The sequence below is a fragment of the Pantoea sp. Morm genome, assembly GCF_016643525.1.
Taxonomy (GTDB): Bacteria; Pseudomonadota; Gammaproteobacteria; order Enterobacterales; family Enterobacteriaceae; genus Pantoea; species Pantoea dispersa.
In genome coordinates this window covers 1-26111 of record NZ_VOQX01000048.1, presented here as the reverse complement: position 1 = coordinate 26111, position 26111 = coordinate 1, and the positions used below count along the sequence as shown (strand labels likewise).

The following is a 26111-nucleotide window of genomic DNA, read 5'->3' as shown; positions in this document are numbered from 1 at the left end:
CTTAGCCTGTAACGGTATCGTTAAAAAGCTGTTCTTTAACTCCGTAATAACGAGCCACAGAGAGATCGGAATAGGGGATTGCCGGAGTTTTGCCGGAGATCAAATCGGCAATCAGCTGACCTGAGCCACAGGCCATAGTCCAGCCAAGCGTTCCGTGACCCGTGTTCAGGTATAAATTTTTGTATTTCGTTGCACCAACTATCGGTGTGCCATCCGGGGTCATAGGACGCAATCCCGTCCAGAATGTGGCCCGTGCAAGGTCACCGCCGTTCGGATACAAGTCGTTTACCACCATCTCGAGAGTTCGACGGCGAGCGTCCTTGAGCTGGGTATTGAATCCAACGATCTCTGCCATACCCCCCACACGGATTCGATCCTCAAACCGCGTGACCGCCACTTTATAAGTTTCATCAAGAATGGTTGATGCAGGCGCACTATTTGCATCGGTGATGGGCAGGGTGAGCGAGTAACCTTTGAGCGGGTAGACAGGTATTGACACCAGCCCTTTCAGCAATTGTGTGGAATAAGAACCGAAAGCCACAACGTATCTGTCGGCGGTCAACACTTCATTTCCGCACTGAACGCCCGTAATGCGCTCGCCATCGTCTATCAGCCGATCTACGCTGCGATTAAAGATGAAGGTAACCCCGGCTTTCTCAGCCATCAGCGCAAGTTTTTTAGTAAACATCTGGCAGTCGCCGGTTTCATCGTTGGGCAGCCGCAGCCCGCCAGTTAGCTTATGCGCTACTGCGCTGAGCGCGGGTTCTGCTGACGAAAGCTGATGAGATTCAAGTAGCTCATAAGGAACGCCGGCTTCCTTCAAAATAGCAATATCCTGCGAAGCGTGAGCAAACTGCGCTTCGCTGCGAAAGAGCTGCAGCGTCCCACCCTGGCGTTCATGATAATAAATGCCGGTATCCTGCCTGAGTTGTCGCAGGCAATCACGACTGTATTCTGCTATACGAACCATGCGTGCTTTATTGCTGGCGTAATGGTCCTCATTACAATGCTTCAGCATCTGCCACATCCACTTCAGTTGCGTCAGAGACCCGTCTGGCCGTATCGCCAGTGGAGCATGTTTCTGAAACATCCACTTTATGGCTTTGAGCGGAATGCCGGGGGCAGCCCAGGGTGTGGCATAGCCTGGAGAAATCTGACCGGCATTTCCGGCACTGGTTTCTTCAGCAGCCGAATGCTGGCGATCAACGACAGTGACTTCATGCCCGGCCTGAGCGAGGTACCAGGCGCTGGTCACACCGACCACGCCACTACCTAAAATTAAAACTTTCATCTGGCTAACTCCTGAAGCGAAGCGGTCTGATGCAAGACCGCAGGAGAATTACTGGTTGCTTGGAAAAGCAAACTGCGCGGCTTCCTGCACTTTTTGTTTCGGCCAGCGCTGAGTGATGGTCTTGCGGCGGGTATAGAAGCGAACGCCGTCCGGACCGTAAGCGTGCAGATCACCAAACAGCGAACGCTTCCATCCACCAAAGCTGTGGAATGCGACCGGTACAGGGAGAGGGACATTAATGCCCACCATGCCGACTTCAATCTCATTTCCAAAGTGACGCGCTGATTCTCCGTCCCGGGTGAAGATGCAGGTACCGTTTCCGTACTCGTGTTCATTGATAAGCGAGATGGCTTCATTAAGATTACTGACACGAACCACGCACAGGACCGGGCCGAATATTTCTTCTTTATAGATACGCATGTCTGGCGTGACGTGATCGAACAGGCATCCGCCGATAAAATAGCCGCTCTCATGCCCTGCAACTTCTAAACCACGCCCGTCAATCATCAGTTTGGCACCCGATGCCACGCCATCATCGATATACCCGGCAACTTTATTTTTGTGGGCAGCAGTCACCAGCGGGCCCATATCAAGACCGCATTCGGTGCCGGCTCCTATTTTCAATGCGCTAATTTTCGGCGTGAGTTTTGCGATGAGTGCATCTGCAGTGGCATCACCTACGCATACTGCCACAGAAATCGCCATGCAACGTTCACCGCAGGAACCGTAAGCAGCGCCCATCAGAGCACTGACTGCGTTATCCAGGTCGGCATCTGGCATGACAACAGCATGGTTTTTGGCACCGCCCAGTGCCTGCACACGCTTACCTCGACGGGTTCCTTCGCTATAGATGTATTCAGCAATCGGTGTTGAGCCGACGAAGCTGATAGCTTTTACGTCGGGACTGTCAATAAGTGCATCAACAGCTTCCTTGTCACCGTTGACCACATTCAATACACCGGCGGGCAAACCGGCCTGCTGAAATAAAGAGGCTATAAGCAGCGTTGAACTGGGATCGCGCTCTGAAGGTTTGAGAACAAAAGTGTTGCCGCAGGCAATGGCCAGAGGATACATCCAAAGCGGCACCATGGCAGGGAAGTTAAACGGCGTGATACCTGCCACAACACCTACCGCATGGAAGTCGCTCCAGGAATCGATATCAGGTCCTGCATTGCGGCTGTACTCACCCTTAAGAAGTTCCGGGGCAGCGCTGGCATACTCGACGTTTTCAATACCTCGTTTCAGTTCTCCGGCCGCATCTTCCAATGTTTTACCGTGCTCTTCACTGATGAGCTGAACGATGTCTGCCTCATTCGCTTCAAGCAATTGTTTGAAACGGAAGAGAACCTGAGCGCGTTTAGCTGGCGGTAAGTTGCGCCATGCGGGCAGCGCCGCTTTTGCTGCTGCAATGGCCTCCTGAACCGTCGCAGTACTGGCCAGCTCAACCTGACGAATGGCTTCGCCTGTGGAAGGATTGAATACGCTCGCAGTGCGGCCATCAGGCTTGCGCATTTCACCGTTGATCATGTGGGTGACAATAGTCATGGTGTTTACCTTAATCAGTTGATGTGATGCAGGGCTTCGCCGACGGCGTCAAAAAGACGATCCAGTTCTGCGGGCTGTGTATTGAACATCGGGCCAAACTGGAGCGTATCGCCGCCAAAGCGCACGTAGAAACCGGCTTTCCACAGTGCCATTCCCACGTCAAAAGGGCGGATGGTGGCGTCGGCATCCCGCGGGGCAAGCTGAATCGCGCCGACAAGCCCGCAGTTGCGGATATCAATAACGTTCGGGCAGCCTTTTAAGGCGTGTAGTGTTCGCTCAAAATGAGGAGCCAGCTCGGCCGATTGCGCAATCAGTGCCTCACTCTCCAGCAAATCAAGCGTGGCCAGAGCAGCCGCACAGGCCACAGGATGGGCAGAGTAGGTATAACCATGGGCAAATTCCACGGCGTGATCCGGAAGTGGCTGCGACATGAAGGTGTTGTAAATTTCACTGCTGGCCACCACGCCACCTAAAGGAATCGCACCATTAGTAATCTGCTTGGCAAAATTGAGCATATCTGGCGTAACGCCAAAGTATTCAGCCCCGCTCCAGCGCCCCATACGGCCAAAGCCGGTAATGACTTCGTCGAAAATTAGCAGGATGTCGTGCTGTGTGCAGATTTCACGCAGGCGCTGTAAATAGCCCTGAGGAGGGATAATGGCGCCTGCCGAACCCGATAGCGGTTCGACAATCAGCGCGGCAATGTTTGATGCATCATGCAGTTCGATGAGCTTCAGCATCTCATTGGCCAGTGCCACACCGCCGGTTTCAGCCTGGCCCTGCGTAAAGGGCAGGTCTGCCTGTAGCGTGTGAGGAATGTGATCAACATCCATAAACTGGCCAAACATCTTACGGTTACCACCAATGCCGCCGAGGCTGGTACCGGCAATATTTACACCGTGGTAGCCACGTGCACGACCAATGAATTTGGTTTTAGTGGGCTGCCCTTTAGCTCGCCAGTAAGCACGTGCCATTTTCACAGCCGTGTCTGCAGATTCAGATCCTGAACCGGTAAAGAAAACATGATTAAGATCGCCTGGCATATGCTGGGCAATTTTGTCAGCTAACTGGAATGACAGAGGGTGGCCATACTGGAAGCCGGGGGAATAATCCAGCGTGCCGAGCTGTTTCGCTACGGCATCCTGAATTTTAGCGCGCGTGTGGCCCGCCCCGCAGGTCCACAGTCCAGACAGACTGTCAAAAATCTGACGCCCTTTATCGTCTGTCAGAAGCCGACCCTGTGCAGCAACTATAAAGCGCGGGTCGCGATGGAAATTCCGGTTTGCACTGAAAGGCATCCAGTGTGCCTGCAGATTAAGAGACTTGGTATTAAAGACCTCAGACATGATCAGTTCCTCCAGACAGGTGTGATATGAGTTTGCAATTAAGTAATGGATAAGTTAAATCCATATAAACTCAATCTTACTTTCAGGAATGCTCATCTAAATGAAAGCCAAATCTCTGGCGCAGGTCACCGATTTTGATCTGAAATTACTGCGTATTTTTAAAATTGTGAGTGAATGCGGGAGCTTTTCAGCCGCAGAAAGTCTTTTGGGGATCACTCCTTCAGCTATCAGCCTTAACATGAGCGATCTGGAAAAACGTTTAGGGATGCGCCTGTGCCAGCGCGGCCGGGCCGGATTTGCATTGACGGATGAAGGGCGGGAAATTCTTCGTCATAGTGACAGTATGATGGCGGCAGTAGAAAATTTTCGTCAACAAGTTAACCAGATGCACAAGCAACTGCGTGGCGAATTTAATATTGGCATCATCAATAATCTGGTTACGCAACCGCGAATGAAAATAACCCATGCGCTGGATGAATTGCGTGCGAATGGACCGGATATACGCCTGAATATCAGCATGATGACTGCTGCAGAAATTGAACGCGGATTGATGGATGGGCGCCTTCATGTAGGAGCACTTCCCTTAACATCACCCATTTCTGGACTAAAATATATCCAGCTTTATGATGAAAAATCAATGCTTTATTGCAGTGAAAAACACCCACTTTTCAAACATAGCAATGACGCCAGTGATTCTGATTTTGAACAATGTGATGCTATAGCCCCTAGCTTTCGCATGACCGCAGAAGGTATTGGGATGCATCAGATGCTGAATTGTACGGCGACCGCTTCCGATCGCGAAGGGATTGCCTTTCTCATCCTTACCGGCCGATTCATTGGTTTTCTGCCAGACCACTATGCGGCGCAGTGGGTTGATAAAAAAATGATGCGCGCCATTGCGCCTGACCGCCTTCACTTCAGTAGCAAAATTGCTATCGTTACGCGTTCTGGCAGACGTTCAAACGCTATTCTCGAAAAATTTATTCATTCTCTCGACCTTTAACAACACCGCCTAAAAATGCTTTTTTGACCCCGATCACGCTAAAGCAACGATCGGGGTCAAAGTTTGATCATAAGTAAACCGTATTAGTTGACTTTGTTAATTTCATGCTTCTATTCTCCAAGTTGTCACTGCATACATAATTGCACACACTGAATGAAAAAGTGACACATCCACCTGCTCCTGTTCGCAACATCCACGTTTGGACGAGGTCATTATGGTCAGTGTTCGTTTATCAGCTATTAAAAAGCTTTCCTGTTGTCTGGCTCTGGGCGGTGCGCTGTTCAGCTCAGTTATGCCAGCCTCTGCCGCCGACAATTTCTGGCAGGCCATTCAGCAAAAAGGAGTTTTGCGCTGTGGCGCAGCACCCGCAGCACCTTATGTAATGCGCGATCCTAAAACGCAGCAGTACAGCGGCTACTTCGCAGAACTTTGCCGGGATTTCGGTCAGAACGTGTTGAAAGTCAAAGTCCAGTTTGTTGATGCGAGTTGGGACACGCTTGTGGCCGGATTACAGAGTGATAAATGGGATATGGCAATGGGTCTGAACCAGACGCCTGAACGCGCGCTGGCTATTAGTTTCTCGGCTCCAGCTCAGGATTACCAGATTTCTTTCCTGGTTAACAAGCAAAACCCAAAGGTGGAAGGATTGGGCACAAAACTGTCGGATTACGATAAAGAAGGCGTCACCTTCGCAGTAATGTCAGGTACGTCGCAGGACAAAGCGATTACTGCAGCCATTAAAAAAGGCAAAATTATGCGTATGCCAGGCAATGATGAAAGTCGTTTAGCCCTGATGGCGCGCCGCGCAGATGTTCTGGTTGATGCCAGTGATACAAACCATCTCTTTGCCTTAGCAAACCCTGACTGGGCTAAGGAAATTTTGCCCGTGCCGGCTCTCGCCAAACAGGGCGTGTCATTCGGTCTGCCGCGTTCTGTTTCAGAAGCGGATATGGAAGTCCTCAATATCTATCTGACTCAGCGCCGCGCGACAGGCGAAATCGATCAACTGGTTAATCAGGCTTCGCTCCAGGCTAACGCTACAAAGTAAAACTCTTTATACATTTATTTCATTAACCGTGTGCATTCCGCACGCAGCGGAGGAATAACCATGAATGCCTCAACCAATCTGGCGGCGGCCCCCACGCGCCCACAAGAAGTTCGCCCGTTATTTCTGAATGAATTTAATAAAGGTGAATTAATTCAACTGGAAAACGTGAGTAAAGCGTACGGAGAATTGGTGGTGATGGATAATCTCGATCTCAGTATGAAAAATGACGATCGACTCGTGATTATTGGTCCCAGTGGTAGTGGTAAAAGCTCTCTGCTGCGTGTGTTAATGGGACTTGAAGGAATTCAAAGCGGTAATATCAGTTTTCGGAAGAAAAAATACATTGTTGGAGATAAGCATAAAGAGGCCAAAATCCTCGATAATAATATCCAGAAGAAAATTGGGATGGTATTTCAGCATTACACGTTGTTTCCCCATCTCTCTGTTCTGCAGAATCTCATTCTGGCTCCCGTAAAAGTGCATCATGTCGACAAGAAAGTCGCAACGGATAAAGCCCATGCATTGCTGGCGCGGTTTGGTCTGGAGAGTAAATTACATGCCTATCCCAGTCAGCTATCAGGCGGCCAGAAGCAGCGTGTTGCCATCGCCCGAGCTCTGATGCTTGAACCTGAACTGATGCTCTTTGATGAAGTGACGTCAGCGCTCGACCCCGAGATGGTGACCGAAGTCCAGAATGTAATGATGCAACTCGCAGATCAGAAAATGGCCATGATAATTGTGACGCACGATATGCACTTTGCCCGCAATATCGCCTCGCGCGTCATTTTCTGTGCAAATGGAAAAGTTGTAGAGCAGGGACACCCCGAAATGTTATTCACCTGTCCTCAGGAAACCCGCACGCGTGAATTTCTCGAGAAAGTACTGCATCTTAATTAAGAGGTGACTGATGAACTATCAATTCAATTTTCACTTTCTCAACGGTAATTTTGATGCACTGTGGGATGGTTTGAAAATAACACTTGAGCTTTCATTAATGGCAAATGTTCTCGGGCTGACGCTGGGGTTTATTCTTTGTGTGATGGCCATGAGCTCAATCGCCATCATACGCTGGCCGACGAAATTATTTATTGAATTTTTCCGCTGCACGCCGGTTTTACTGCAAATAGTCTGGTTCTATTACTGCGTCCCGATGATGTTTAATCTGTTTATTGATCCTATTTATATGGGATTCCTGGCGCTGGGATTAAATCTGGCCGCATTCAATGCTGAGGCTTACCGTGCTGGCGTTCAGGCGGTGCCGCGTGAGCATCACGATGCGGGCGTAGCTCTGGGACTGAGCGGCTATCAACAAACCGTTTACGTGGTATTGCCGCAGGCCATCCGCAGCGCACTCCCCGTTCTGATGACAAATGGTATCTCAATACTGCAACAGACAGCCCTGGTCGCGATTGTTGCGATTTCCGATCTGATGTATGTAGGCAAGAACATCGCGACAGAAAGTTACCGTCCGCTGGAAACCTATTCGCTGATTGCGCTTATCTACTTCGCGCTTTCTCTGCCGATTTCCCAGCTGGTTTCCTACATCGAGCGTCGTCAGGACGCGGCAACGGCGCGGTGAGGCTCCTATCATGACACTTGATTTTTCACAGGTATTTTCATACTGGCATGTACTGCTGCAGGGGCTGGGAATAACGCTGGCTTTCACGCTGAGCTGTGCGGTGCTGGGAAGTATCGCGGGCTTCGTCATCAGCCTGCTGCGGCTCTCGCCCGTCGCACCTCTGCGCTGGGTTGTCACACTCTACGTTGAGTTCTTTCGCGGGACACCTCTTCTTATTCAGTTGTTCTGGGTGTTTTTCTGTTTCCCGGTCGTTTTCCGCATCGATATAGCCCCCTGGGCATGTGTGACACTTTCTCTGGTGATGTATATGGCGGCAATCACCAGCGAAACTTTTCGTGGCTCGCTTAAATCCATCGCAGGCGAACAGCATGATGCCTGCGTTGCACTGAGCCTGACCCCGGCGACCAAAATTCTCTACGTCATTTTTCCTCAGGCGCTGCTGAGAGCAGTTCCGACCTTACTTTCAAACGTGGTTGCGCTCTTTAAAGAAAGCGCGCTGATTTCATCCGTTGGGGTGGCCGATCTGATGTTTGTAGGTCAGAACATCTCTAACAGTACGGCGCGACCGGTGGAATTTCTGAGCGCGGTCGCCGTGATTTATTTCGTTGTGGCATTCCCTTTAACACGCCTGGTTGGCGTGGTTGAGTCGCGTTTGTTACGACGTTATGCCCTTTAATAACTGACCCACAGGAGTAGTAATGATGAAATTTAAAGGTATTTTACCTGCACTGGTTACCCCGTTTAATGACGCAGGTTCAGTGGACCATGATCAGCTGGCGGGTATTCTGGAATATCAGCTGAAAGCGGGCGTAAGTGGCTTTGTCCCTCTCGGTTCGACGGGCGAATATTATGCGCTGACCAACGAAGAGCGCCGCCAGGTTCTGAAAACCGTAAAAACCGTGGTGGGCGATCGCGGCACGCTGATTGCCGGAGCCAATGGATCCTGCACGCGTGAAGTACTGGAGCAGGTGAAGCAGACGGTGGATGCCGGCTACAACAATCTGCTGATTGCTCCACCTTATTATGCACTTCCCACACAGGAAGAACTCATTAGCCATTATCAGGCGATCCTTAACGAATTCAGTGACATTAATCTGGTCCTGTATAACTATCCTGTCCGCACAAATGTTGAAGTTGGGTTCAGCGTACTGGATGCTTTCAAAGATCACCCTCGAGTCATTGGTATTAAAGAAAGCAGCGGCAGTGTTTTACGTGCGGTTGAGATTGGCAATACCTACAAGGATAGTTATCAGCTCTCTTGTGGCTCCGATGACGTAGCGTTTGATTTCTTCATATGGGGAGCGAGCAGCTGGATTTGCGGACCGGCGAACTGTTTCCCGGATCAAATCTGCGACTTCTACCGTAAGTTCAGTAGCGGCGATCTGACGGGTGCACAGAATGTTATGCGCTCTCTTTTCCCGGTTATGGCCAGCATGGAAGAGGGCAAATTTATTCAGAAAGTGAAGTACGGCTGTGAGCTGGCCGGATTTAAGCCCGGCAACGCGCGTATGCCATTACAGCCTTTAACGGCGGAAGAGAAAACTGAGTTCCGTAAAATCTTTGAAGCTTCTCAGGGTTAACCGATCGGCGATGTTGGCTGGCAGCTATGCGTTCTGCCAGCCACTTATTTGAGTGGCAATGACTATGTCAAATCAGCAAAAGTCAGTGGTGGTGGGTGGTGGTATTGTTGGCGTCTGTTGCGCCTTATACCTGCGAAAGGAAGGACATCAGGTCTGGCTTATTGATCCTGCCGCGCCGGGTGACAGTACGGCGAAGTGGAGCTGCGGTCAGATGGCGGTAAGTGAAGTGATACCATTGTCAAAACCGGGAATTCTGAAGCGTATTCCGGGCTGGCTAATGGATCAGAGCGGGCCACTGGCCCTGCGTCCTGCTGCGGTTCCGGCGATTCTGCCCTGGTTCCTGCGTTTTGTATCAAATGCCCGCCACAGCCGGATAAGTACGATTGCGCATCAGATGGCTACGCTGACATGGGAAGTTTATCCTGACTTTGCTGCATTACTGGCTCTGTGTCCCGATCAGACACTGCTCGGGCAGCGTCCGGTTATTGAAGTTTTTGACTCGGCCCGAGGGCTGGCTGATGAGAGAGCACATCTGCAGTTGAGGGAAGAGCTGGGTTTCAAGTCTGAAATGCTGGATGCCACAGCGATAGCAGATCTCGAACCTGTCCTTGCCGGTAAGTTTGCACATGGCGTGTTATTTCCAGACTGGTGTGCAGTGAGTGACACTAAAGGGTTTATCGCAGCACTTACTGAAACATTTATCCGACAGGGCGGAGTGCGTATTGACGCTGAGGCGGATACCTTACTTGAATCGGGAGAGACCGCGAACGGAGTAAGGCTCCGCGATGGTCGCAGCCTTCCTGCTGACCATGTCGTGATAGCTGCAGGTACAGGATCGCGCCGATTTTTTGCCCAGTTGGGTGTTCGCGTCCCACTGACCGGCATTTCGGGATATCAGGCGTTATTGCCGAGTCCAGATGTCGAGTTCCGTCATTCTGTCATCTATGCCGACGGCGGCTTTTGCTTCACGCCGATGACGCGTGGGTTGCAGATTGGGGGAACGATTGAATTCGCCGGTGCCGACGCGAAGCCCAATTTCGAGCGAGCAGAGATTATCCTGAAGAAGGCACGCCATCTGTTGCCGCAGCTTAACGTCACGGATCGAGAGTTGGGTGTGGGTCATCGTCCTTTCCTGCCTGATACAAAACCGGTGATTGACCGCTCACGCCGCCTTAATAACGTATTGATGGCGTTCGGCCATGGACAGCTGGGCCTGACACTGGGTGCGACCACTGGCCGGCTGATTGCTGACCTGGCATCTAAACGTCCTACCGCGCAGGATATAACGCCATTCAGTGCCTATCGATTTATGGAAGGAGACCGCGTATGAACCCGACTAATAAGCTGTTTATCAACGGTGAGTGGGTTGCACCCGTCAAAGGTGGCAGCTTTGATACCGTTGACCCGTCAAACGAAGTGGCAATCGCTCAGATTGCAGCTGCGACGAAAGAGGACGTTTATCTGGCGGTTCAGGCAGCACGCAACGCCTTTGATCAGAGCGGCTGGCCCGAGCTGAGCGGTAAAAAACGCGCTGAATATCTTCGCCGCATCGCCAGCCTGATACGAGATAAACAACAGGTACTTGCAGAGCTGGAAGTCCGGGATAACGGTAAGCCATTGCCTGAAGCCCTGTGGGATATAGGTGATACCGCATTTTGTTTTGACTTCTATGCCGACCTGGCTGAACAAATGGATGACGACCAGGAGAAAGCCGTCACGCTGGCGGATGATCGCTTTAGCTCTGTAGCCCGTAAAGAGCCTGTTGGTGTGTGCGGTGCCATCATCCCCTGGAATTTCCCCATGCTGATGGCCGCGTGGAAAGTCGCCCCGGCACTCGCGGCCGGATGCACGGTGGTGCTGAAGCCTTCTGAGGTCACTCCGTTGACGGCTTTGCAGTTAGCAGACATTGCACGTGAAGCTGAACTGCCGCCCGGCGTGCTGAACGTCATTACCGGCTTTGGCGCAGAGGCGGGATCGCCGCTGACCGAACATCCGGACGTCGATAAGCTTGCCTTTACCGGCAGTGTGCCAACCGGGCGAAAAATTATGCAGGTTGCCGCAACGGATATCAAAAACATCAGCCTTGAGCTGGGAGGTAAGTCAGCCTTTATTGTTTTTGAAGACAGCGATATCGCCAAAGCTGTGGAGTGGATCCTGTTTGGCATTTTCTGGAACAAGGGTGAAGTCTGTTCTGCCACTTCGCGCGTGCTGGTTCAGCGTAAACTCTATCCCGCTCTTCTGGAAAGGCTGGTGGCTGAGGCGGAAAGAATTTCCATTGGTAACGGATTTGAGGAGGGTGTCCTGCTGGGACCGCTGGTTAATGCTGCACAGTATGAGAAAGTGCAGCACGCAATCGCACAGGGTCTAGAGGAGGGCGCCACGCTGCTAAGCGGTGGGAAACGACCTGAAGGGAAAACCAAAGGTTTCTATCTGCAGCCAGCCATCTTTACTGACATGTCGGAAGAAAGTGCTATCTGGCGTGAGGAGATCTTCGGCCCGGTAGTCTGTGTGCGTGCATTTGAAGATGAGGCGGAAGCGATTACATCGGCTAATCGGTCGCGCTTTGGTTTAGCGGCGGCGGTTATGTCTGCTGACCTGGCTCGTGCAGATCGCGTTGCGCGTAAGCTTCGTGCAGGAATAGTCTGGATTAACTGTTCACAACCCACATTTGTTGAAGCGCCGTGGGGCGGTTATAAGCAGAGCGGTATTGGACGTGAACTGGGCGAATGGGGCCTTAATAACTACCTCGAAACAAAACAAATTACCCGTTTCGACAGTGAAGAGCCCTGGGGCTGGTATCTAAAATAAAGAGAATCGCGATGCGCTGGAAAAAAACGTTACAGCTGATAGATGTTCACTGCGAAGGTGAAATTGGCAAGGTTATTACTTCAGGTGTGCTGGATATTCCCGGCGCGACCATGCTAGACAAGATGAACTACATCAATGAAGTCGATGACAGCTTGCGCAGGCTGGTGATGTTTGAGCCGCGTGGTTGTTTGCAGATGTCTGCCAATCTGTTGCTGCCACCTACGGTTCCGGGGGCGCACGCGGGGTTCATTGTCCTTCAGGCTGACAAAGCGCATCCGATGTCGGGAAGTAACTGCATTTGTGTAGTTACTGCCCTGCTGGAAACGGGAATGATCACCATGCAGGAACCTGAAACAACCGTGGTACTTGATACGCCAGCCGGGCTGGTAACCGCAGTTGCCACCTGCTCGGACGGTCGCTGTGTCAGCGTCTCACTGGACATGGTGCCGGCGTTTGCTGAGCATCTGGACTGTGAGTTTGAAATACCGGGATTTGGTCTTATCAAAGCCGATATTGCGTTTGGCGGAGTCTACTATGCGTTGATTGATGTTGAGCAAATCAATATGAGCATTGAGCCAAATAATGCCCGGGCTCTTGCCAGCTATGGCGTGGATTTCTGCCACTACATTAATCAGCAGGTTGAGGTTCAACATCCCTTATTGCCTCAGATTAATGAAATTGCTTATGTCATGTTCCGCCAGCGTGTGGACGGAAAAACGTGGCGCACCTGTACAACGTTGCCGCCAGGGCGCGTGGATCGCTCACCATGCGGCACCGGTAGCAGCGCTAATTTATCCGTGCTGGATGCCCGGGGTGAGCTCGAAATCGGGGATGTTCTTACCTCGCGTTCAACCATCAATGGAGAATTCCGGGTTGAGTTACGTGGTCGCACGCAGGTGGGTGACAAACTTGCCGTGCTGCCACGAGTGACGGGCAGGGCCTGGGTGTATGGAATTCAGCAGCTGGGCGTGGACCCAGATGACCCGTTATCAGCAGGGTTTATGCTAAGTGATACCTGGGGGCCGGCATTGTCCTGATGGGCTAACGCCGTTACCATGCCCTATAACCTCAACCAGGAAACAAATGATGAGCAAAAAGAATGAGAAGGAAGAGGGGACCGGCCGTCGTCATGGTGGACGTTACATCTATGAGGAATTACGTCGTCAGATCCTGACTCTGGAATTGAAACACGGTGAACAGCTGGATGAAATTTCACTGGCGACCACTTTTGGTCTTTCACGATCTCCTGTACGTGACGCGATGGCTCGCCTGGTCAGTGAAGGGCTGGTCACCATCCTGCCCAACCGTACTGCTATCGTCACTCCGTTTGAAATTGAGGAGTTTCCTAATTACATCACGGCGCTTGATATTGTGCAGCGTGCAGTCACCCGACTGGCAGCGATGCACCGCAGCGAGGAGGATATTGCCAATATTGAAGCCGCAAATGAGCGTTACATGGAGACTGTGTACAAGGGTGATTTCAGTGCTATGACGGAGCGAAATAAAGAGTTTCATCTGGCCATTGCCTCTGCCGCCCGAAACAATTATCTGGCGAAGTATTACGATAAATTGCTGTCTGAAGGGCAACGTATTCAGCATCTGCAGTTTGATTTTATGACGCGACAGGATGCGCCGACAAAACTGGGGCGCGATCATGATGATCTGATCGAAGCGATTAAATCGGGTGATGCTGAATTAGCCGATGCTAAGGCTCATGAGCACACGATGTTGTTCCAGAATCGCTTTCTGACTTTCATGCAACGTAATCTTTTAAAAACTATGGAACTAAGCTTTTAGTTTTCAACGTTAATAATTTTATTTTCTTATGCCGGAATAAGTCATTCCGGCAAAAAACTGCTATTGCCTTTTTCCAAAATATTAAGTGGTTAATTAACCTTAAGCAGGAGTAAGGATGAATCGTTTCGATGGTAAAAATGTAATTGTGACGGGAGGTGCTGGCGGGATAGGAGAAGCTATCTGTCGTCGATTTGCTAAAGAAGGGGCTCAGGTTTGGGTCATTGATTCTAATGCTGAGCTAGCCTCAAATTTGGCTAAGGATATTAACCAAACCGGGGGGAAGGCACAGTGGCGAACTGTGAATCTTGCTGATTCAACGAAGATATTTGCGTTTATTGAAGACCTAAAAAGAGATGAAAAACGTATTGATGTGTTGATCAATAATGCGGGAATTAATCGTAGAGGGGCTTTACTTGAATTAAGCGATGAAGACTGGCACTCCAGTTTTACTGTCAATCTGGATGCGCTGTTTCACATGTGCCGTGCTGTTTTACCGCACATGATCGCGCAGGGGGGAGGAGCGATCGTGAATACAGCGTCGCAGTGGGGTCTTTATCCGGCACCCGGTCATATTGCTTATAACACCTCAAAAGCCGCCGTAGCTGCGTTTACCCAAAATCTCGCTCGTGATTATGCACCCGATAAGATACGTGTTAACGCTGTATGCCCAGGTGAAGTGAGGAACCCTATGCTTGAATCCAATCTTGCTCGCACTGGTCGTTCATTGGATGATCTGAATGCGCTGGTGCCATTTGGCCGAATAGGTGAACCTGAAGAAATAGCCGCCACCATTGCTTTTCTTGCCTCTGACGAGGCGCTATATCTCTGCGGATCTCTCATTGAGATTACCGGGGCACAGGCTGTCGCATGATTAAGGAGAAGGTATGAGCTCATTAGCAGGAAAAAATATTCTGGTAACCGGTGCTACTAAAGGCATCGGTAGTGAAATTATCAAAGCACTTTATGAGGAAGGTGCCAACATCATCGGGCACTATGGGCGTGATGAAGAAAGCGCCGCAAAAATGCTTAAGCGTTATCCTGAACGGCTGGGACTGATTCAACAGGATTTATCCCAAGTGGGTGCCGCTGATGAATTGTGGCGAAAAGCGCTGCTTCACGTCGATCGATTAGACGTGCTAATTAACAACGCGGGGATTTATGTTGCCTCTCCTCTGACAGATGCGGCGGCCTGGGAGGATGGCTGGCAGTCTAATATTCAGGTAAACCTGAAAGCGCCAGCGGATTTATGTCGGATGGCGATCCAGCATTATTCACTGAAAGGTGGAGGGATCATCATTAATATGGCCAGCCGTTCTTCACACCGAGGAGATGGACCTGAGCACCTTGCCTATGGCGCCGCAAAAGGAGGCATATTGGCACTGACAAAAGGCATTGCAAGAGGGTACGGACATCAGAACGTGTTGGCTTATGCCGTCGCACCGGGATGGGTTCGTACGGCGATGGCAGAGGAACATATAGCCAGTGTAGGTGAAGACGCTGTCACTGCTGAATTACCGCTTCGTGAAGTCACCCCGCCTTCCGATGTCGCTGCGATGATAGCTTTCCTGGCAAGCGGTAAATGCCGCCATGCCACCGGTTCAACGATAGATATCACGGGTGCTGATTACGTGCGTTGATGACAAATTTATCAGCCTTCAATCCCCCACTAGGAGGCTGATCTTGATTCTTTCCAGACTGACAGTCCGCAAACATTCTTTTAAGAAACTTATTTAAAAACGCTGAGCAACTAAAATTTTGTGACTAAGATCACATAATGATTGGTGTTTGTCTTCAATTTAAAGTTATGTAAATCGGCTTCATTGACTTTGTTAATGAGAGAGCTCTATCCTTCGCGTACATCTTGTGTACATGAATGTATGCATGATCTTTGTGGGGAATTGGCTTGCATTCCCTTACGATGAATTTTTAAAAGGTATGAATTACACGACTAGATAAGCCGATAGACCGACCTCCGATTTAAGGCAAGATTTACCCCGGAGAAGGATTCGAAAAGTATCTTATTAATGATGAATAACTTTTATTCCGTCAGGTAATTACTCGTCTTTAAAAAATCATAACTTTTATTGGGAAACTATTTATGACTACTGATAATCCGGGGAAACTCGGACGTCTGTGGGTGCTGTTGGTCGGTATTGTGACCACACTTGCAGGTATTTATTTTATTGGCGGTGGAGGCTGGCTAGCGTGGTTGGGCGGTAGCTGGTATTTCATCATTGCAGGCGTGTTATTGCTGCTCAGCGGTATTCTTATTGTACGTCGCAGACTGGCCGGTGCGGCTATGTTTGGCTTAGTATTAGTCTTTACAACGGTGTGGTCACTTTGGGATGTAGGTCTGCAATTCTGGCCTTTGTTCTCACGTGTATTCGCTCCAGCAGCGGGGGCCGTGCTTATTGCCTTTACCGTTCCGTTGTTGACTGCAGAACGTAAAACTCGCCAGGTCTCTGTAGCAGTAGGTGCGGTTCTGGCTGTAGGTGTTATCGCAGCGTTTATCAGTGCATTTCAGCCTAAGGGCATCATTCGTAATGAAGATGTGCAGGCTAACAGTGATAAAGCACATGACATTGCACCTAACTCGGGACGCAAAGACTGGCCTGCATGGGCTGGGGATACGAAAGGCTCACGTTTCTCAACATTGAGTGACATTACCCCTGAGAACGTTAAGGACCTCAAAGTTGCCTGGACTTCACACACGGGTGAACCCGTTGACCCGACTAAAGGGGATGCTGAAGATCAGAACACACCTCTGCAAGTCGGAGATAGCCTTTTCGTTTGCACGGCGTACACTTCTTTGATTTCATACGACATCGATAGCGGCAAGGAAAAGTGGCGCTATACTGCAGGTCGTGGTAACTCTACCTACCAACGCTGCCGTGGTATTGGCTACTTTGACGCAACCACTGCAAAAAATGTCGCTGAGCCCGGACAACCATTAGATACTTCAGTCAGCCCGCAGCGTTTATTCTTCCCAACCGGTGACGGTCGTCTCATTGCTATTGATTCCCACACAGGTAAGCCAGCTAAGAATTTTGGTGACAACGGTGTTGTTGATCTCAAGGTGGGAATGGGTCAAGTTAAACCTGGTTATTATCAGCAATCTTCTGCTCCATTAGTTGCTGGCAACCTTGTTATCGTCGGTGGTCGTGTCATCGATAACTTCGAAACTAATGAACCGCCAGGCGTAATTCGCGCGTTTGATGCCGTTACCGGCAAATTAGTTTGGGCCTGGGATCCAGGCAATCCGGAAGTAACACGTGAACCACTTTCACCAGAAGGCTATACACGCGGGACCCCAAATGTCTGGGTCGGCATGTCATATGATGCCGATCTGGGTATGGTTTACCTGCCAACCGGTAACGCAACACCTGACTTCTTTGGTGGTGAGCGTAGGCCTGGAGATGACAAGTACAGCTCGTCAGTTGTGGCACTGAATGTTTCATCTGGTCGTCCGGTCTGGAGTTTCCAGACGGTTCATCATGACCTCTGGGACTTTGATGCTACCGGTACACCGTTATTGTACGACATCAAAAATGATGACGGTTCAGTTACCCCAGCTCTGTCTGAATCAACTAAGACGGGTATGACATACCTGCTTGACCGCCGTACCGGTAAGCCGGTAGCGCCAATTGAAGAACGTCCGGTTCCCCAGGGTAATTTGCCGGGTGAACGTTATTCACCGACGCAACCTTACTCTTCAATGCCTAATATTGGCAATGAAGTGCTCAAAGAATCCGACATGTGGGGTGCTACACCGTTCGATCAGCTGATGTGCCGTATTCGCTTTAAATCAAGCCGTTATGAGGGCATCTTTACGCCTCCAGGTCTTGATACGGCTATTCAATACCCGGGGTCGCTTGGTGGCATTAACTGGGGTGGTGTGTCGGTTGACCCTAGTACTAACCTGATGTTCGTGAATGACTTGCGTCTTGGCTTGTACTACAAAATGGTCGCTGCGAAAGACATCCCACCGGGACAAGGTACCAGCGAAGGTATGGGTTGGATTGTACAGAAAGGCCTTCCATTCGGCACTGTGCGTGAACGTCTGATGTCACCATTGGGTGTGCCTTGCCAGGCACCGCCATTTGGTACGATGACAGCGATAAACTTGAAAACGCGTAAAATTGCATGGCAAATCCCTGTTGGGACAGTGCAGGACACGGGTCCACTAGGCATCGCTACCGGTATGCAATTGCCAATTGGTATGCCAACCCTGGGTCCATCACTGGCCACGCGTTCTGGTTTACTGTTCTTCGCCGGCACTCAAGATTTCTATCTGCGTGCTTACAACAGCCACACAGGTGAAGAAATCTGGAAATCTCGTTTACCAGTAGGAAGTCAGAGTGGTCCGATTACGTACCGTTCTGAGAAAACAGGCAAGCAGTATGTTGTGATTTTTGCCGGTGGTTCACCGCACTCACCACAGCGTGGCGATGATATTATTGCTTATGCTCTGCCATAAAGATTAATTGAGATTAATTAATTCAAGGCCAGGTTGTTACACAACCTGGCCTTTTTATCTTAACATTGTCTGCGGATATGAATTAGATGGGTAGGATTTTAAGTTGCAGTAAATATTTTAGTGGTGTGGTTGAAGGTGTCATTAAAATGATCGAAAAAGACCTCAAGGGAGAATTGTCAATAAATGATATTTCAAGCTTATCCGGATATAGTGAAGGCCACTTGAGAAGGATGTTTAAAAGTGTTACGGGGGTTTCTCTTGCCTTATATGTAAGAAAAAATAAGCTCGGGAATGCCGCGCTTGATATTTCTATGGGAAGAAAAGCAATCGACGTGGCTTATGAGTATGGTTACTCATCACAGCAAAGTTTTTGTCGTGCTTTCAAGTTCACAATGGGGCTACCTCCATCCAGATATGTTTCTTTTTTAAGGAATTATGCTGGGAAATATTCCAAGCCACCGCGTCTGGTGACCATGGACTGAACCATTGACCTGATGGGCAGGCTTACCGTTCAGCGCTTCTGGCAGGAACAGACGCTGCCGACTGAGGTCAATTTCAGAGTTCATTTCATCCGCGTCCTCTCTGATAAGGAAAACCTGCGGGTTAAATCATAAGCCAGTACTGGCGCATTCCATCTCGGACTAAATACAGCACATGGCTGAATGGGTACAAAGTCTGTGGTACTTGTTAATCATAAGGTGTCCGGAAATAAACCCCGTTTCAGTCTGGTAAATGCTGAGGTCAGAAGGCGAGAAGCGTTAAAAAGATCGATTTTTCTGCAATCTTCAGTAAGCATGCTGCAAACTGATCAAGCTTATTTCACTATGGTTTCAACTATCAATTTTCGGGGGATTTTCTCTTATGTTTATCAGGCAGGACAGCCAGAACGTTGCAATTAAAGATAAAAGCCTTTCTAAGCTACTTATTCTTGCCGCAGCAGGCTTTCTGAGTCTGCTGTCAGAGGCGATCCCGGCGGGAATGCTTTTCGACATCAGCTCAGATCTTGGCATCACTTCATCACAGGCGGGTCAGTTCGTTACAATGTATGCCGCCGGCTGTGCTGTTTCAGCCATACCGCTATCCATTGCCACCAGAAATATTGAGCGACGCAGTCTTTTGCTCACTATCCTTATCGCTGGCGGAATGCTGAATGTCATAACGCCGTTATCTGACGATTATCACATTATACTGATAGTAAGGTTTCTTACAGGCATCACTGGCGGCCTTTTATGGGCCACGCTGTCGGGTTATGCGCGCAGCATGGTTTCGGCTGAAAAAAAAGGCCGTGCGGTGGCAATCGCCTACGCGGGGGTCCCACTGGCTCTTGCTCTGGGGATTCCTGTAGGGGCGTTTCTGGTTGAAACGATCGGCTGGAAAGCCATTTTCGTTGCCATTGCGGGGATGACTTTGCTTATGGCGGCGTTGACGCTGAAGCTCATGCCGAAAGTGAGTATGCATCAGAACCGGATGCTTTCAACGGGCCGCCGCATTGCAGGCGTCCTGACAAATCCTGCAATGCTTGCAGTACTACTCATCAATCTGCTCTGGGCGACTGCCCATAATACGCTTTACACCTTTATATTGCCGATACTGGCAGCGCTTGGGCTGGAAGCCCAGTCCGGTATTCTGCTGATGAATTTTGGTATGTCTTCAGTATTTGGCATTTTCATCATCGGATTATTTATTGACAGAAATCTTCCGAGGCTGACGATTATCTGTCTGGGGCTTTTTTTACTGGCGGCGGCGGTAATTATGGTGGGCAGCCACTCGCTGTTTGTCGCTACGTTTGCTGTCATGATATGGGGATGCTCATATGGCGGAGCCTCTGCACTGCTGCCGGCTGCCAGCGCGGAGGCTTCCGGGGAAGATGCAGACATTGCCCAGTCGGTTCTAAGCACCGCTCATAATCTTTCTCTTTCGCTGGGAGGGGCACTGGGCGGATTGATGCTGAGTCAAAACGGTGAACAGGGACTCAGCCTGCTGATATTCTTAATCGCCTTGCTGGCGTTGGCCGTTGCAGTAGTGTTCCGGCGTCGAGGTCTGCTGAGGGGGCGACAGAGCACGCACTGACCCTACTCTAGTCGGTGAAAGCCGCGATTCAAACTCTTATGAATGCCGGGACGAAAGAACATCGGGCTGGCGGCGTGCGATTATGATTTAAATAAACGGTCACAGAACCGTATAGCTGAATTCGCAAAACACAAAAATTTGTCCTGAAGTGGCTTAACCGGCACGAAACGGTGCAGATAAACTTCTGATCCTAAATAAAATCAGTCATTTTTCTGACTTTCTTCATGGAAAGATCTCTCACTTATTTGCTCAGCCATTTCAGGTTTCAGATATGACACCGGCCCCACATCTTTTAACTTTGTGGTGTACAGCAAACTGCCGGGACCAGTGGGTGATGTTTTTTCCTCGGAACCTGCGTGGCAGGATTACAATCCCGTTTTGTACCTGTAAGATAAAATTTACCCACCCGATCCGGAACTATGGCCCCCGGACATCCCAGCATGCCAGATTTGGTACTCACGCTGCCGCCATCTGAATCGTTTCCACCAACAGCTCCGTCTACACCCTGTCTCACTATATAACCGCCGGTGCCCTCTGTTCCGACAGTACTGGCACTTAAAGAAAAAGCGAAGGGTACGAAAAAAAGCCAGAAATATTTACTCATCGGTGGCATCTCATTCGACATTTTCTGACTTTGCGGCCGTGAGCCTCCGCACACTCTTACAAAAAGTCATATTTTTCTGATTAAGGGTTCTCCGGCATCCAGTTCCTTTAAACACTGCCGCCGCTAACTGAGCTGTGGCCTGCCTAAGCGCGATTTCTGGATATGGCACCTGTGTACCTGCGTCTGTCCTGTAATTTAACGACAGTGCGGCCTCGGTCAGGGTTGAATGGTTTACCCTAGATAAAGCCAGCATCATCCATTTTCACGTGCAGTCGCCGGAGGTCTTCCTCAGAGATATACAGACACCGGAGGTGTTTACTGAGTGTTAAGGCAGCCCCCACTACCGTCAACATCACGGTTTTAGCTGTTATCCAGTTTGACGCTGAAAAATGCCCCTTATAACACTGAATCTGCCCTTCGACAGACTAAGTGTGTAAGTGAAGGGCCGAAAATGAATAATCATCCAGAGCCGGTAAGCCATTCAGGACAATATTCATTAAACCTTAATTAATTATCTTCACATCCCTGAAAACTACACCTGAGCCCACCCACCATCAACGCTGATCTCCGAACCCGTTATATATGAAGAGTCATCAGAGGCAAGAAAAAGGGCAGCGCGGGCAATTTCATGTGCAGTGCCACTTCGATGCATAGGTATTAGAGTGTGTAAGTGTGCATTTGACTGTTCGATCATTTCTTCACTCATGCCGATTTTTCTGGCCTGATCAGTGTCAATCAAACCCGGGGAAAGCGCATTAACACGAATACCTGCATCTGATAACTCAGCCGCCAGCGACCGGGCTAAGGAGCGTATGGCGGCTTTAGTTCCCGAATAGACACTGACGTACTCTCGACCTTGCTTATTCAGTGTCGACGTAGTCATAATCACCGAACTTCCCCGGCTCATCAGCGGCAGAATTTTCTGTACTGTAAAAAATGTGCCCTTAAAATTCGTGTTGACCGTTAAGTCGAAGTCATCTTCAGTAACCTGCACAAAAAGTCCTGGTCTTCCCCCGCCAGCATTTGCAAACAGGATATCAACGCGGCCGTAGCGGGATTTAACATAGGTACAGAGCTGCTCTATCTCTGCCATAACAGAGATATCACTGCGCACTGCATCAATCCTCCCTCCAGAATGCTCCGCTGCCGAATTCAGCCTAGCCTGATCCCGGCCAGTAATTATCACCGTCGCACCTTCCTGACAAAACAGTTGAGCCGTTGCCAGTCCAATGCCGTCACTGCCACCCGTAATTAATGCGACTTTTCCGTCAAGCTTACCCATATGTACCTCCGGACATTTACATTCTTCCTTTCGCTCACGATGGAGATTGAGCGAAAGGCGCTGAAGCATTATTATATGAACTATTCTTCAGGTTTTGGATTCGCTTATGGTCGGGTTTTCATCAGTACCGCTCAACCGCCGCAGAATGCCGCGTCAGGAACGCTCACTTGAGACTGTAGCGGCAATATTTGAGGCAACCATTCAGGTTTTACTGAACGAAGGCCCAATCAGGCTGAACACCACTCGGGTTGCTGAGCGAGCGGGCGTTTCCGTGGGCACTCTGTATCAGTACTTCCCTAACAAGCAGTCCCTGCTACTTGCCCTCCTGGAACGACATCTGGCCTCTCTAACCAGCATTGTTGAAAAGGCTTGTTATGAAAACCTGAATGTGGGATCAGATGACATTGCATCCGTCGTGGTGGGCGCCTACCTTGAGGCTATCATGGCGCATGCTGAGGTTTCCCCGCTCTTTATTACATTGCGGTGGATTTGGATGCCGGCAGATTACTGGATAAAGCCGTACACAAAAGCGTTCAGGCAATTGAGAAGCTACTGTCGTCAGCCAGTGATGGCCATTTCAGTGAATCTTATATTATCGCTCAGACGATGGCCGCCGTACTTTTTGGGGCGGTCCCGGCATTTTGCATAAGGGTTATAACTCCCTCTGCCGGCGTAGAAGCCAAGCGGCAACTGGAGTTGATGTTCAGGGCTTATTTGAGTGCTCATAAGGCGATCATGGCGTGAAGTCTGCCCGTCATGAGGCTGCGCGTATAATTTACTGCCTGCGTTGATATTTAACCCGGGGGGCCTTATGCGGCCCGGGTTAAATCTTACGGTTTGAAGTTATCCCTCATCCGCAACTTACGTTCAGGAGAGGCCAAGGCTGGCAAGCCCGTCAAAGAATTTTGCAGTATTTTCCAGAATGTCGTCATTGAAATCGTATCCGGCATTATGAAGTGGAAGATAACCTCTGCCCTGTTCCTCCATGCCATTGCCAATAAATACTAAGCAACCCGGCACGTTTTCGATAAAAGCCCCGAAATCCTCTGAATCATTATCGGAGGCACATTGCCGTCTACGTTTTCCTTGGCAAAAATGGCGAACTCCGACGCAAAGGGCGTTTAAGTGGCATCCGATCAGCAAGAACGGTGGGAAACATTCACCATCAGGACAGAGGGGTGATTGAGACCGTTCAGGAAGGGAAGGGCAAGACTGACGGGCGTGATTTAGCGGGGAGCCTTATCCTGCCTCTTCATCCGGTTCGCCGCGCAATTGCTCAATAGTAAAATCAGAGAAGAGGGTCACTCTTCTCTTTGCAAAATTAAACCACCCAGCAGCCGCATCAGCTCGATGGCCAGCCGCTCACGGTTAATTTCTCCGCCCTCGCTGGCAAGCTTCAGGCATCGTGGCAAATATCCTGGTCAGTTTCATCTTCACTAATTCTCATCAGAACTCCTGCTGAAGTCGTATCCGATAACGAATGCATGCTTACAGTGAAACATGTGTATCAGGGCGGGCATTCCGCTGCCTGAGAAGACTGAAACTCAGGTTACCATCGAGGGGGCGCATGAGTACAAATTTCGTACAGATTAAAATTGCCGCAGTTCCGGGATGAGGTTCTGGTCATGCCCCGTCATCCGGTGCTGCAACATACGGCGCCGGATGTAATTAGTTTATTCAGTCGTATTAAACCGGGGCTCTCTGAGCACTTCACTGACTTCATCCAGCAGCTGCCTGAGGGCAATTTTTCCGGGAAGCTTCCCCATGTTTTTTCCGTAACAGGACGTCCGGGCTGCCCGGGCGGCAAAGCCCATGAAGCGCCTGTCCTCCCACAGCTGACCAATTATCATCATATTAACGCTAATCTGCAGGCTTGCGCTGACGTCGTACTCGTCGCCGGGGCTGAAGATACTTTCCAGCTCCGCCCGCGCGTCCTCGTTCATCCGGCTGAAATCCTGATCGCGATACCACACCACGCACTAATTTATTCCGGCACCCATCAGCAGCGCAAACTCTGCTTCTTCGTTTTCCGTCATACATTCTCAGAGGAACTTATCAAAAATCCGCAGGCAGCAGTGCATGCTGGCCACGATCTCAAATAAGCATTGTAGTGCAGCCTGTACTTGCAGGATATCGGATCTGATACCGGGGCGAGCGGTGCGCAGCCTGCCTCTGAATGCCGCGTCAGCGGCATGGAGGCGCCAGAAACAGTTAAGGAAGGCTCTTTGGCTGGGTATTTGCATTCACTTGATTACCCGTTTGCATTTTACTTGACCATCGCCACAGATGCTGAGGGTGGAACATCGCATTGCGTGACCGGCAGCTGTGTGCCATGAACAGCCCTCCGTTATCGCCCGGTTCTGAGTATGGTGGTGGGCACCAAGCCGCGAAACTCAATTGAGTGCTGAATTTTACTGCTACTCACCGACAAAATTTGACAGTGCAAGAGAAAGATAACCCGGTTGTTCCCATGACATGCAATGCCCACAATCATCAAGGATTACCGTTGAAATCCCTGACTTGACTAAATAATCGACATCGTCGTCAGGTAACGACCATTCACCGAAGATCAGCTGTTTACGCACTGGCAATTTAATAAATCGCTCAAGCCAGTCACCGCCTTCTATCAGACTTGAAGCACCTCGCCAGACTGCCCAAGGGGCGTCAACAGCGAGGCTTCCCGCCCAGGGGCCTGATTCGTTTTCAATCATTTGTTTCCAGTGTTTGTTTATGAACTCTTCTTCACTGTGACTGCATATCTGCCGACTGAAAAAACCGCCCCCGGGCCTAAAATTAGGTTCAGATACCACAAGTCCCTCCATGCGATTTGTGATTAAGCCTGCCGCTTCAATACTGATACTCCCCCCCATACTGTGCCCGTAAATAAAACATTTATTCAGCCCTAAATACCTTACTAACTCTGCCACCACACTGGCCTGGTCAGTGATTGAATAGCTGTAATCACGAGGTTTTTCACTGTAGCCACACCCTGGCAAATCTATAAGAATCGCACGTCTTTTATTTAAACGAGGGTCTGTGGCGATAAGTGGATATTCGTACGAAGAAGCACACCCTAGTCCGTGCACAAATATCAGGGGTGTTCCGCTACCGGGCAGATCCTGCCAGCGGACGAGACAATTTGCAGTGGATGAAAAGAAAGATTCCATAGAGTCGTCAATACTGGCTGAGTTTAAAGACGTCAGTATCTTTGCATTGAAGCCCGCAGACAAGGCTCAGATGTATAGGTTTCTGTTATTTACTGACCATTGATGGTCGTGTTTAGACCTGATCCCTTTTAATGAATACACGACTAAGCAAGCAAATTCTTTACGAGTAATGACAGCTACGGATGTCCGCTTTTCGCTCAAAGCGGACATTGCGCTTGCTGAACAGCTTTATGCCAAAGATGGCCTGAGCGTTAAGTAGCCTTAGGTTGAAGTTAGCTTAAAGCAAAAATTGACTGAATATATGGTGGGTGAAGCACTACTTTGCTCTACTTCAGGCCGGTATCCTATAAGCATCCTGGAAAACCAGCTTAGCGGTAAATTTGAGGTAAGTTATTGATAATTTGGTGGCCCCTGCTGGGTTTGAACCAGCGACCAAGCGATTATGAGTCGCCTGCTCTAACCACTGAGCTAAGGGGCCAGCGGAGCGGGGATTATAAAGTATCTCGGTGGGGCG

Annotated in this window: 21 protein-coding genes, 1 tRNA gene and 1 pseudogene; 17 read left to right on the top strand and 6 right to left on the bottom strand. The window is 49.9% G+C overall.

Going from position 1 to position 26111, the window contains the following annotated elements; all coding sequences use genetic code 11:
* Position 1 precedes the first annotated feature (1 nt).
* From FT726_RS16725 to FT726_RS16715, 3 genes and pseudogenes are all read right to left on the bottom strand, one after another.
* Positions 2–1294, bottom strand: a pseudogene (locus FT726_RS16725) (D-amino acid dehydrogenase); the annotation flags it as partial.
* Positions 1295–1339: 45 nt separating this feature from the next.
* Positions 1340–2836: a CoA-acylating methylmalonate-semialdehyde dehydrogenase gene (locus tag FT726_RS16720; RefSeq protein WP_346303109.1), complete on the bottom strand. Its 1497-nt coding sequence runs from the start codon at positions 2834–2836 to the stop codon at positions 1340–1342.
* A gap of 14 nt (positions 2837–2850) precedes the next feature.
* Positions 2851–4182 carry an aspartate aminotransferase family protein gene (locus FT726_RS16715; RefSeq protein WP_346303108.1) on the bottom strand — a complete coding sequence of 444 codons (1332 nt, stop codon included), beginning with the start codon at positions 4180–4182 and terminating at the stop codon, positions 2851–2853.
* 100 nt (positions 4183–4282) lie between these two features.
* Here FT726_RS16715 and FT726_RS16710 point away from each other — a divergent pair, with 100 nt between their 5' ends.
* The 15 genes from FT726_RS16710 to FT726_RS16640 all read left to right on the top strand — a co-directional run bounded on the left by FT726_RS16710 (position 4283) and on the right by FT726_RS16640 (position 20544).
* A complete protein-coding gene (locus tag FT726_RS16710; protein WP_346303107.1) occupies positions 4283–5185 on the top strand; it encodes a LysR family transcriptional regulator in 903 nt (300 codons plus the stop codon).
* Between the two features lie 214 nt (positions 5186–5399).
* Positions 5400–6233 (top strand): transporter substrate-binding domain-containing protein, encoded by an 834-nt coding sequence (locus FT726_RS16705; RefSeq protein WP_346303106.1) that lies wholly within the window; start codon positions 5400–5402, stop codon positions 6231–6233.
* Positions 6234–6293: 60 nt separating this feature from the next.
* Positions 6294–7130 carry an amino acid ABC transporter ATP-binding protein gene (locus FT726_RS16700; protein ID WP_346303105.1) on the top strand — a complete coding sequence of 279 codons (837 nt, stop codon included), beginning with the start codon at positions 6294–6296 and terminating at the stop codon, positions 7128–7130.
* Positions 7131–7140: 10 nt separating this feature from the next.
* Entirely contained in the window at positions 7141–7812 is a 672-nt protein-coding gene (locus FT726_RS16695) for an amino acid ABC transporter permease (protein ID WP_346303104.1), read from the top strand.
* 10 nt (positions 7813–7822) lie between these two features.
* Positions 7823–8488 (top strand): amino acid ABC transporter permease, encoded by a 666-nt coding sequence (locus FT726_RS16690; RefSeq protein WP_346303103.1) that lies wholly within the window; start codon positions 7823–7825, stop codon positions 8486–8488.
* A 22-nt stretch (positions 8489–8510) separates the two neighbouring features.
* On the top strand, positions 8511–9392 hold the full coding sequence (locus FT726_RS16685; protein WP_346303102.1) for a dihydrodipicolinate synthase family protein: 882 nt from the start codon (positions 8511–8513) through the stop codon (positions 9390–9392).
* Positions 9393–9456: 64 nt separating this feature from the next.
* Positions 9457–10722 carry an FAD-dependent oxidoreductase gene (locus tag FT726_RS16680; protein WP_346303101.1) on the top strand — a complete coding sequence of 422 codons (1266 nt, stop codon included), beginning with the start codon at positions 9457–9459 and terminating at the stop codon, positions 10720–10722.
* Positions 10719–12200, top strand: a complete 1482-nt coding sequence (locus tag FT726_RS16675) for an aldehyde dehydrogenase family protein (RefSeq protein ID WP_346303100.1) — start codon at positions 10719–10721, stop codon at positions 12198–12200. Before FT726_RS16680 ends, FT726_RS16675 begins: the two co-directional genes overlap by 4 nt.
* A gap of 11 nt (positions 12201–12211) precedes the next feature.
* Positions 12212–13237 carry a proline racemase family protein gene (locus FT726_RS16670; protein ID WP_346303099.1) on the top strand — a complete coding sequence of 342 codons (1026 nt, stop codon included), beginning with the start codon at positions 12212–12214 and terminating at the stop codon, positions 13235–13237.
* Positions 13238–13283: 46 nt separating this feature from the next.
* The gene (locus tag FT726_RS16665) at positions 13284–13997 is read left to right on the top strand and encodes a GntR family transcriptional regulator (RefSeq protein WP_346303098.1); all 714 of its coding nucleotides are present in this window, start codon (positions 13284–13286) and stop codon (positions 13995–13997) included.
* Between the two features lie 115 nt (positions 13998–14112).
* A complete protein-coding gene (locus FT726_RS16660) occupies positions 14113–14868 on the top strand; it encodes an SDR family NAD(P)-dependent oxidoreductase (protein WP_346303097.1) in 756 nt (251 codons plus the stop codon).
* A 13-nt stretch (positions 14869–14881) separates the two neighbouring features.
* Positions 14882–15634 carry an SDR family oxidoreductase gene (locus tag FT726_RS16655; protein WP_346303096.1) on the top strand — a complete coding sequence of 251 codons (753 nt, stop codon included), beginning with the start codon at positions 14882–14884 and terminating at the stop codon, positions 15632–15634.
* 461 nt (positions 15635–16095) lie between these two features.
* Positions 16096–18474, top strand: coding sequence for a membrane-bound PQQ-dependent dehydrogenase, glucose/quinate/shikimate family (locus tag FT726_RS16650; RefSeq protein ID WP_346303095.1), 2379 nt, complete (start codon positions 16096–16098; stop codon positions 18472–18474).
* Between the two features lie 146 nt (positions 18475–18620).
* On the top strand, positions 18621–18956 hold the full coding sequence (locus FT726_RS16645) for an AraC family transcriptional regulator (protein ID WP_346303094.1): 336 nt from the start codon (positions 18621–18623) through the stop codon (positions 18954–18956).
* Positions 18957–19335: 379 nt separating this feature from the next.
* The gene (locus tag FT726_RS16640) at positions 19336–20544 is read left to right on the top strand and encodes an MFS transporter (protein WP_346303093.1); all 1209 of its coding nucleotides are present in this window, start codon (positions 19336–19338) and stop codon (positions 20542–20544) included.
* A 1136-nt stretch (positions 20545–21680) separates the two neighbouring features.
* On the opposite strand, the gene FT726_RS16635 is transcribed toward FT726_RS16640, so the two are convergent.
* A complete protein-coding gene (locus tag FT726_RS16635; RefSeq protein ID WP_346303092.1) occupies positions 21681–22430 on the bottom strand; it encodes an SDR family oxidoreductase in 750 nt (249 codons plus the stop codon).
* Between the two features lie 106 nt (positions 22431–22536).
* Here FT726_RS16635 and FT726_RS16630 point away from each other — a divergent pair, with 106 nt between their 5' ends.
* Together FT726_RS16630 and FT726_RS16625 are read left to right on the top strand one after the other, a co-directional pair.
* Complete coding sequence (locus FT726_RS16630; RefSeq protein WP_346303091.1) at positions 22537–23079, top strand: TetR/AcrR family transcriptional regulator; 543 nt, start codon at positions 22537–22539, stop codon at positions 23077–23079.
* Positions 23080–24055: 976 nt separating this feature from the next.
* Entirely contained in the window at positions 24056–24532 is a 477-nt protein-coding gene (locus FT726_RS16625) for a hypothetical protein (protein WP_346303090.1), read from the top strand.
* A gap of 315 nt (positions 24533–24847) precedes the next feature.
* Here FT726_RS16625 and FT726_RS16620 read toward each other — a convergent pair whose 3' ends face one another.
* Complete coding sequence (locus FT726_RS16620) at positions 24848–25597, bottom strand: alpha/beta hydrolase (protein ID WP_346303089.1); 750 nt, start codon at positions 25595–25597, stop codon at positions 24848–24850.
* A gap of 402 nt (positions 25598–25999) precedes the next feature.
* A tRNA-Ile gene (locus tag FT726_RS16615) sits at positions 26000–26075 on the bottom strand.
* Positions 26076–26111 lie beyond the last annotated feature (36 nt).

What these genes read in the sequence shown, in the direction of transcription:
- FT726_RS16660 (WP_346303097.1), top strand. Translation starts at nt 14,113, where the DNA reads ATGAATCGTTTCGATGGTAAAAATGTAATTGTGACGGGAGGTGCTGGC.
- FT726_RS16685 (WP_346303102.1), top strand. Translation starts at nt 8,511, where the DNA reads ATGATGAAATTTAAAGGTATTTTACCTGCACTGGTTACCCCGTTTAAT.
- FT726_RS16700 (WP_346303105.1), top strand. Translation starts at nt 6,294, where the DNA reads ATGAATGCCTCAACCAATCTGGCGGCGGCCCCCACGCGCCCACAAGAA.
- FT726_RS16620 (WP_346303089.1), bottom strand. Translation starts at nt 25,597, where the DNA reads ATGGAATCTTTCTTTTCATCCACTGCAAATTGTCTCGTCCGCTGGCAG.
- FT726_RS16645 (WP_346303094.1), top strand. Translation starts at nt 18,621, where the DNA reads ATGATCGAAAAAGACCTCAAGGGAGAATTGTCAATAAATGATATTTCA.
- FT726_RS16715 (WP_346303108.1), bottom strand. Translation starts at nt 4,182, where the DNA reads ATGTCTGAGGTCTTTAATACCAAGTCTCTTAATCTGCAGGCACACTGG.
- FT726_RS16655 (WP_346303096.1), top strand. Translation starts at nt 14,882, where the DNA reads ATGAGCTCATTAGCAGGAAAAAATATTCTGGTAACCGGTGCTACTAAA.
- FT726_RS16640 (WP_346303093.1), top strand. Translation starts at nt 19,336, where the DNA reads ATGTTTATCAGGCAGGACAGCCAGAACGTTGCAATTAAAGATAAAAGC.
- FT726_RS16720 (WP_346303109.1), bottom strand. Translation starts at nt 2,836, where the DNA reads ATGACTATTGTCACCCACATGATCAACGGTGAAATGCGCAAGCCTGAT.
- FT726_RS16635 (WP_346303092.1), bottom strand. Translation starts at nt 22,430, where the DNA reads ATGGGTAAGCTTGACGGAAAAGTCGCATTAATTACGGGTGGCAGTGAC.
- FT726_RS16690 (WP_346303103.1), top strand. Translation starts at nt 7,823, where the DNA reads ATGACACTTGATTTTTCACAGGTATTTTCATACTGGCATGTACTGCTG.
- FT726_RS16630 (WP_346303091.1), top strand. Translation starts at nt 22,537, where the DNA reads ATGGTCGGGTTTTCATCAGTACCGCTCAACCGCCGCAGAATGCCGCGT.
- FT726_RS16680 (WP_346303101.1), top strand. Translation starts at nt 9,457, where the DNA reads ATGTCAAATCAGCAAAAGTCAGTGGTGGTGGGTGGTGGTATTGTTGGC.
- FT726_RS16695 (WP_346303104.1), top strand. Translation starts at nt 7,141, where the DNA reads ATGAACTATCAATTCAATTTTCACTTTCTCAACGGTAATTTTGATGCA.
- FT726_RS16675 (WP_346303100.1), top strand. Translation starts at nt 10,719, where the DNA reads ATGAACCCGACTAATAAGCTGTTTATCAACGGTGAGTGGGTTGCACCC.
- FT726_RS16705 (WP_346303106.1), top strand. Translation starts at nt 5,400, where the DNA reads ATGGTCAGTGTTCGTTTATCAGCTATTAAAAAGCTTTCCTGTTGTCTG.
- FT726_RS16670 (WP_346303099.1), top strand. Translation starts at nt 12,212, where the DNA reads ATGCGCTGGAAAAAAACGTTACAGCTGATAGATGTTCACTGCGAAGGT.
- FT726_RS16710 (WP_346303107.1), top strand. Translation starts at nt 4,283, where the DNA reads ATGAAAGCCAAATCTCTGGCGCAGGTCACCGATTTTGATCTGAAATTA.
- FT726_RS16650 (WP_346303095.1), top strand. Translation starts at nt 16,096, where the DNA reads ATGACTACTGATAATCCGGGGAAACTCGGACGTCTGTGGGTGCTGTTG.
- FT726_RS16665 (WP_346303098.1), top strand. Translation starts at nt 13,284, where the DNA reads ATGATGAGCAAAAAGAATGAGAAGGAAGAGGGGACCGGCCGTCGTCAT.
- FT726_RS16625 (WP_346303090.1), top strand. Translation starts at nt 24,056, where the DNA reads ATGCCCCGTCATCCGGTGCTGCAACATACGGCGCCGGATGTAATTAGT.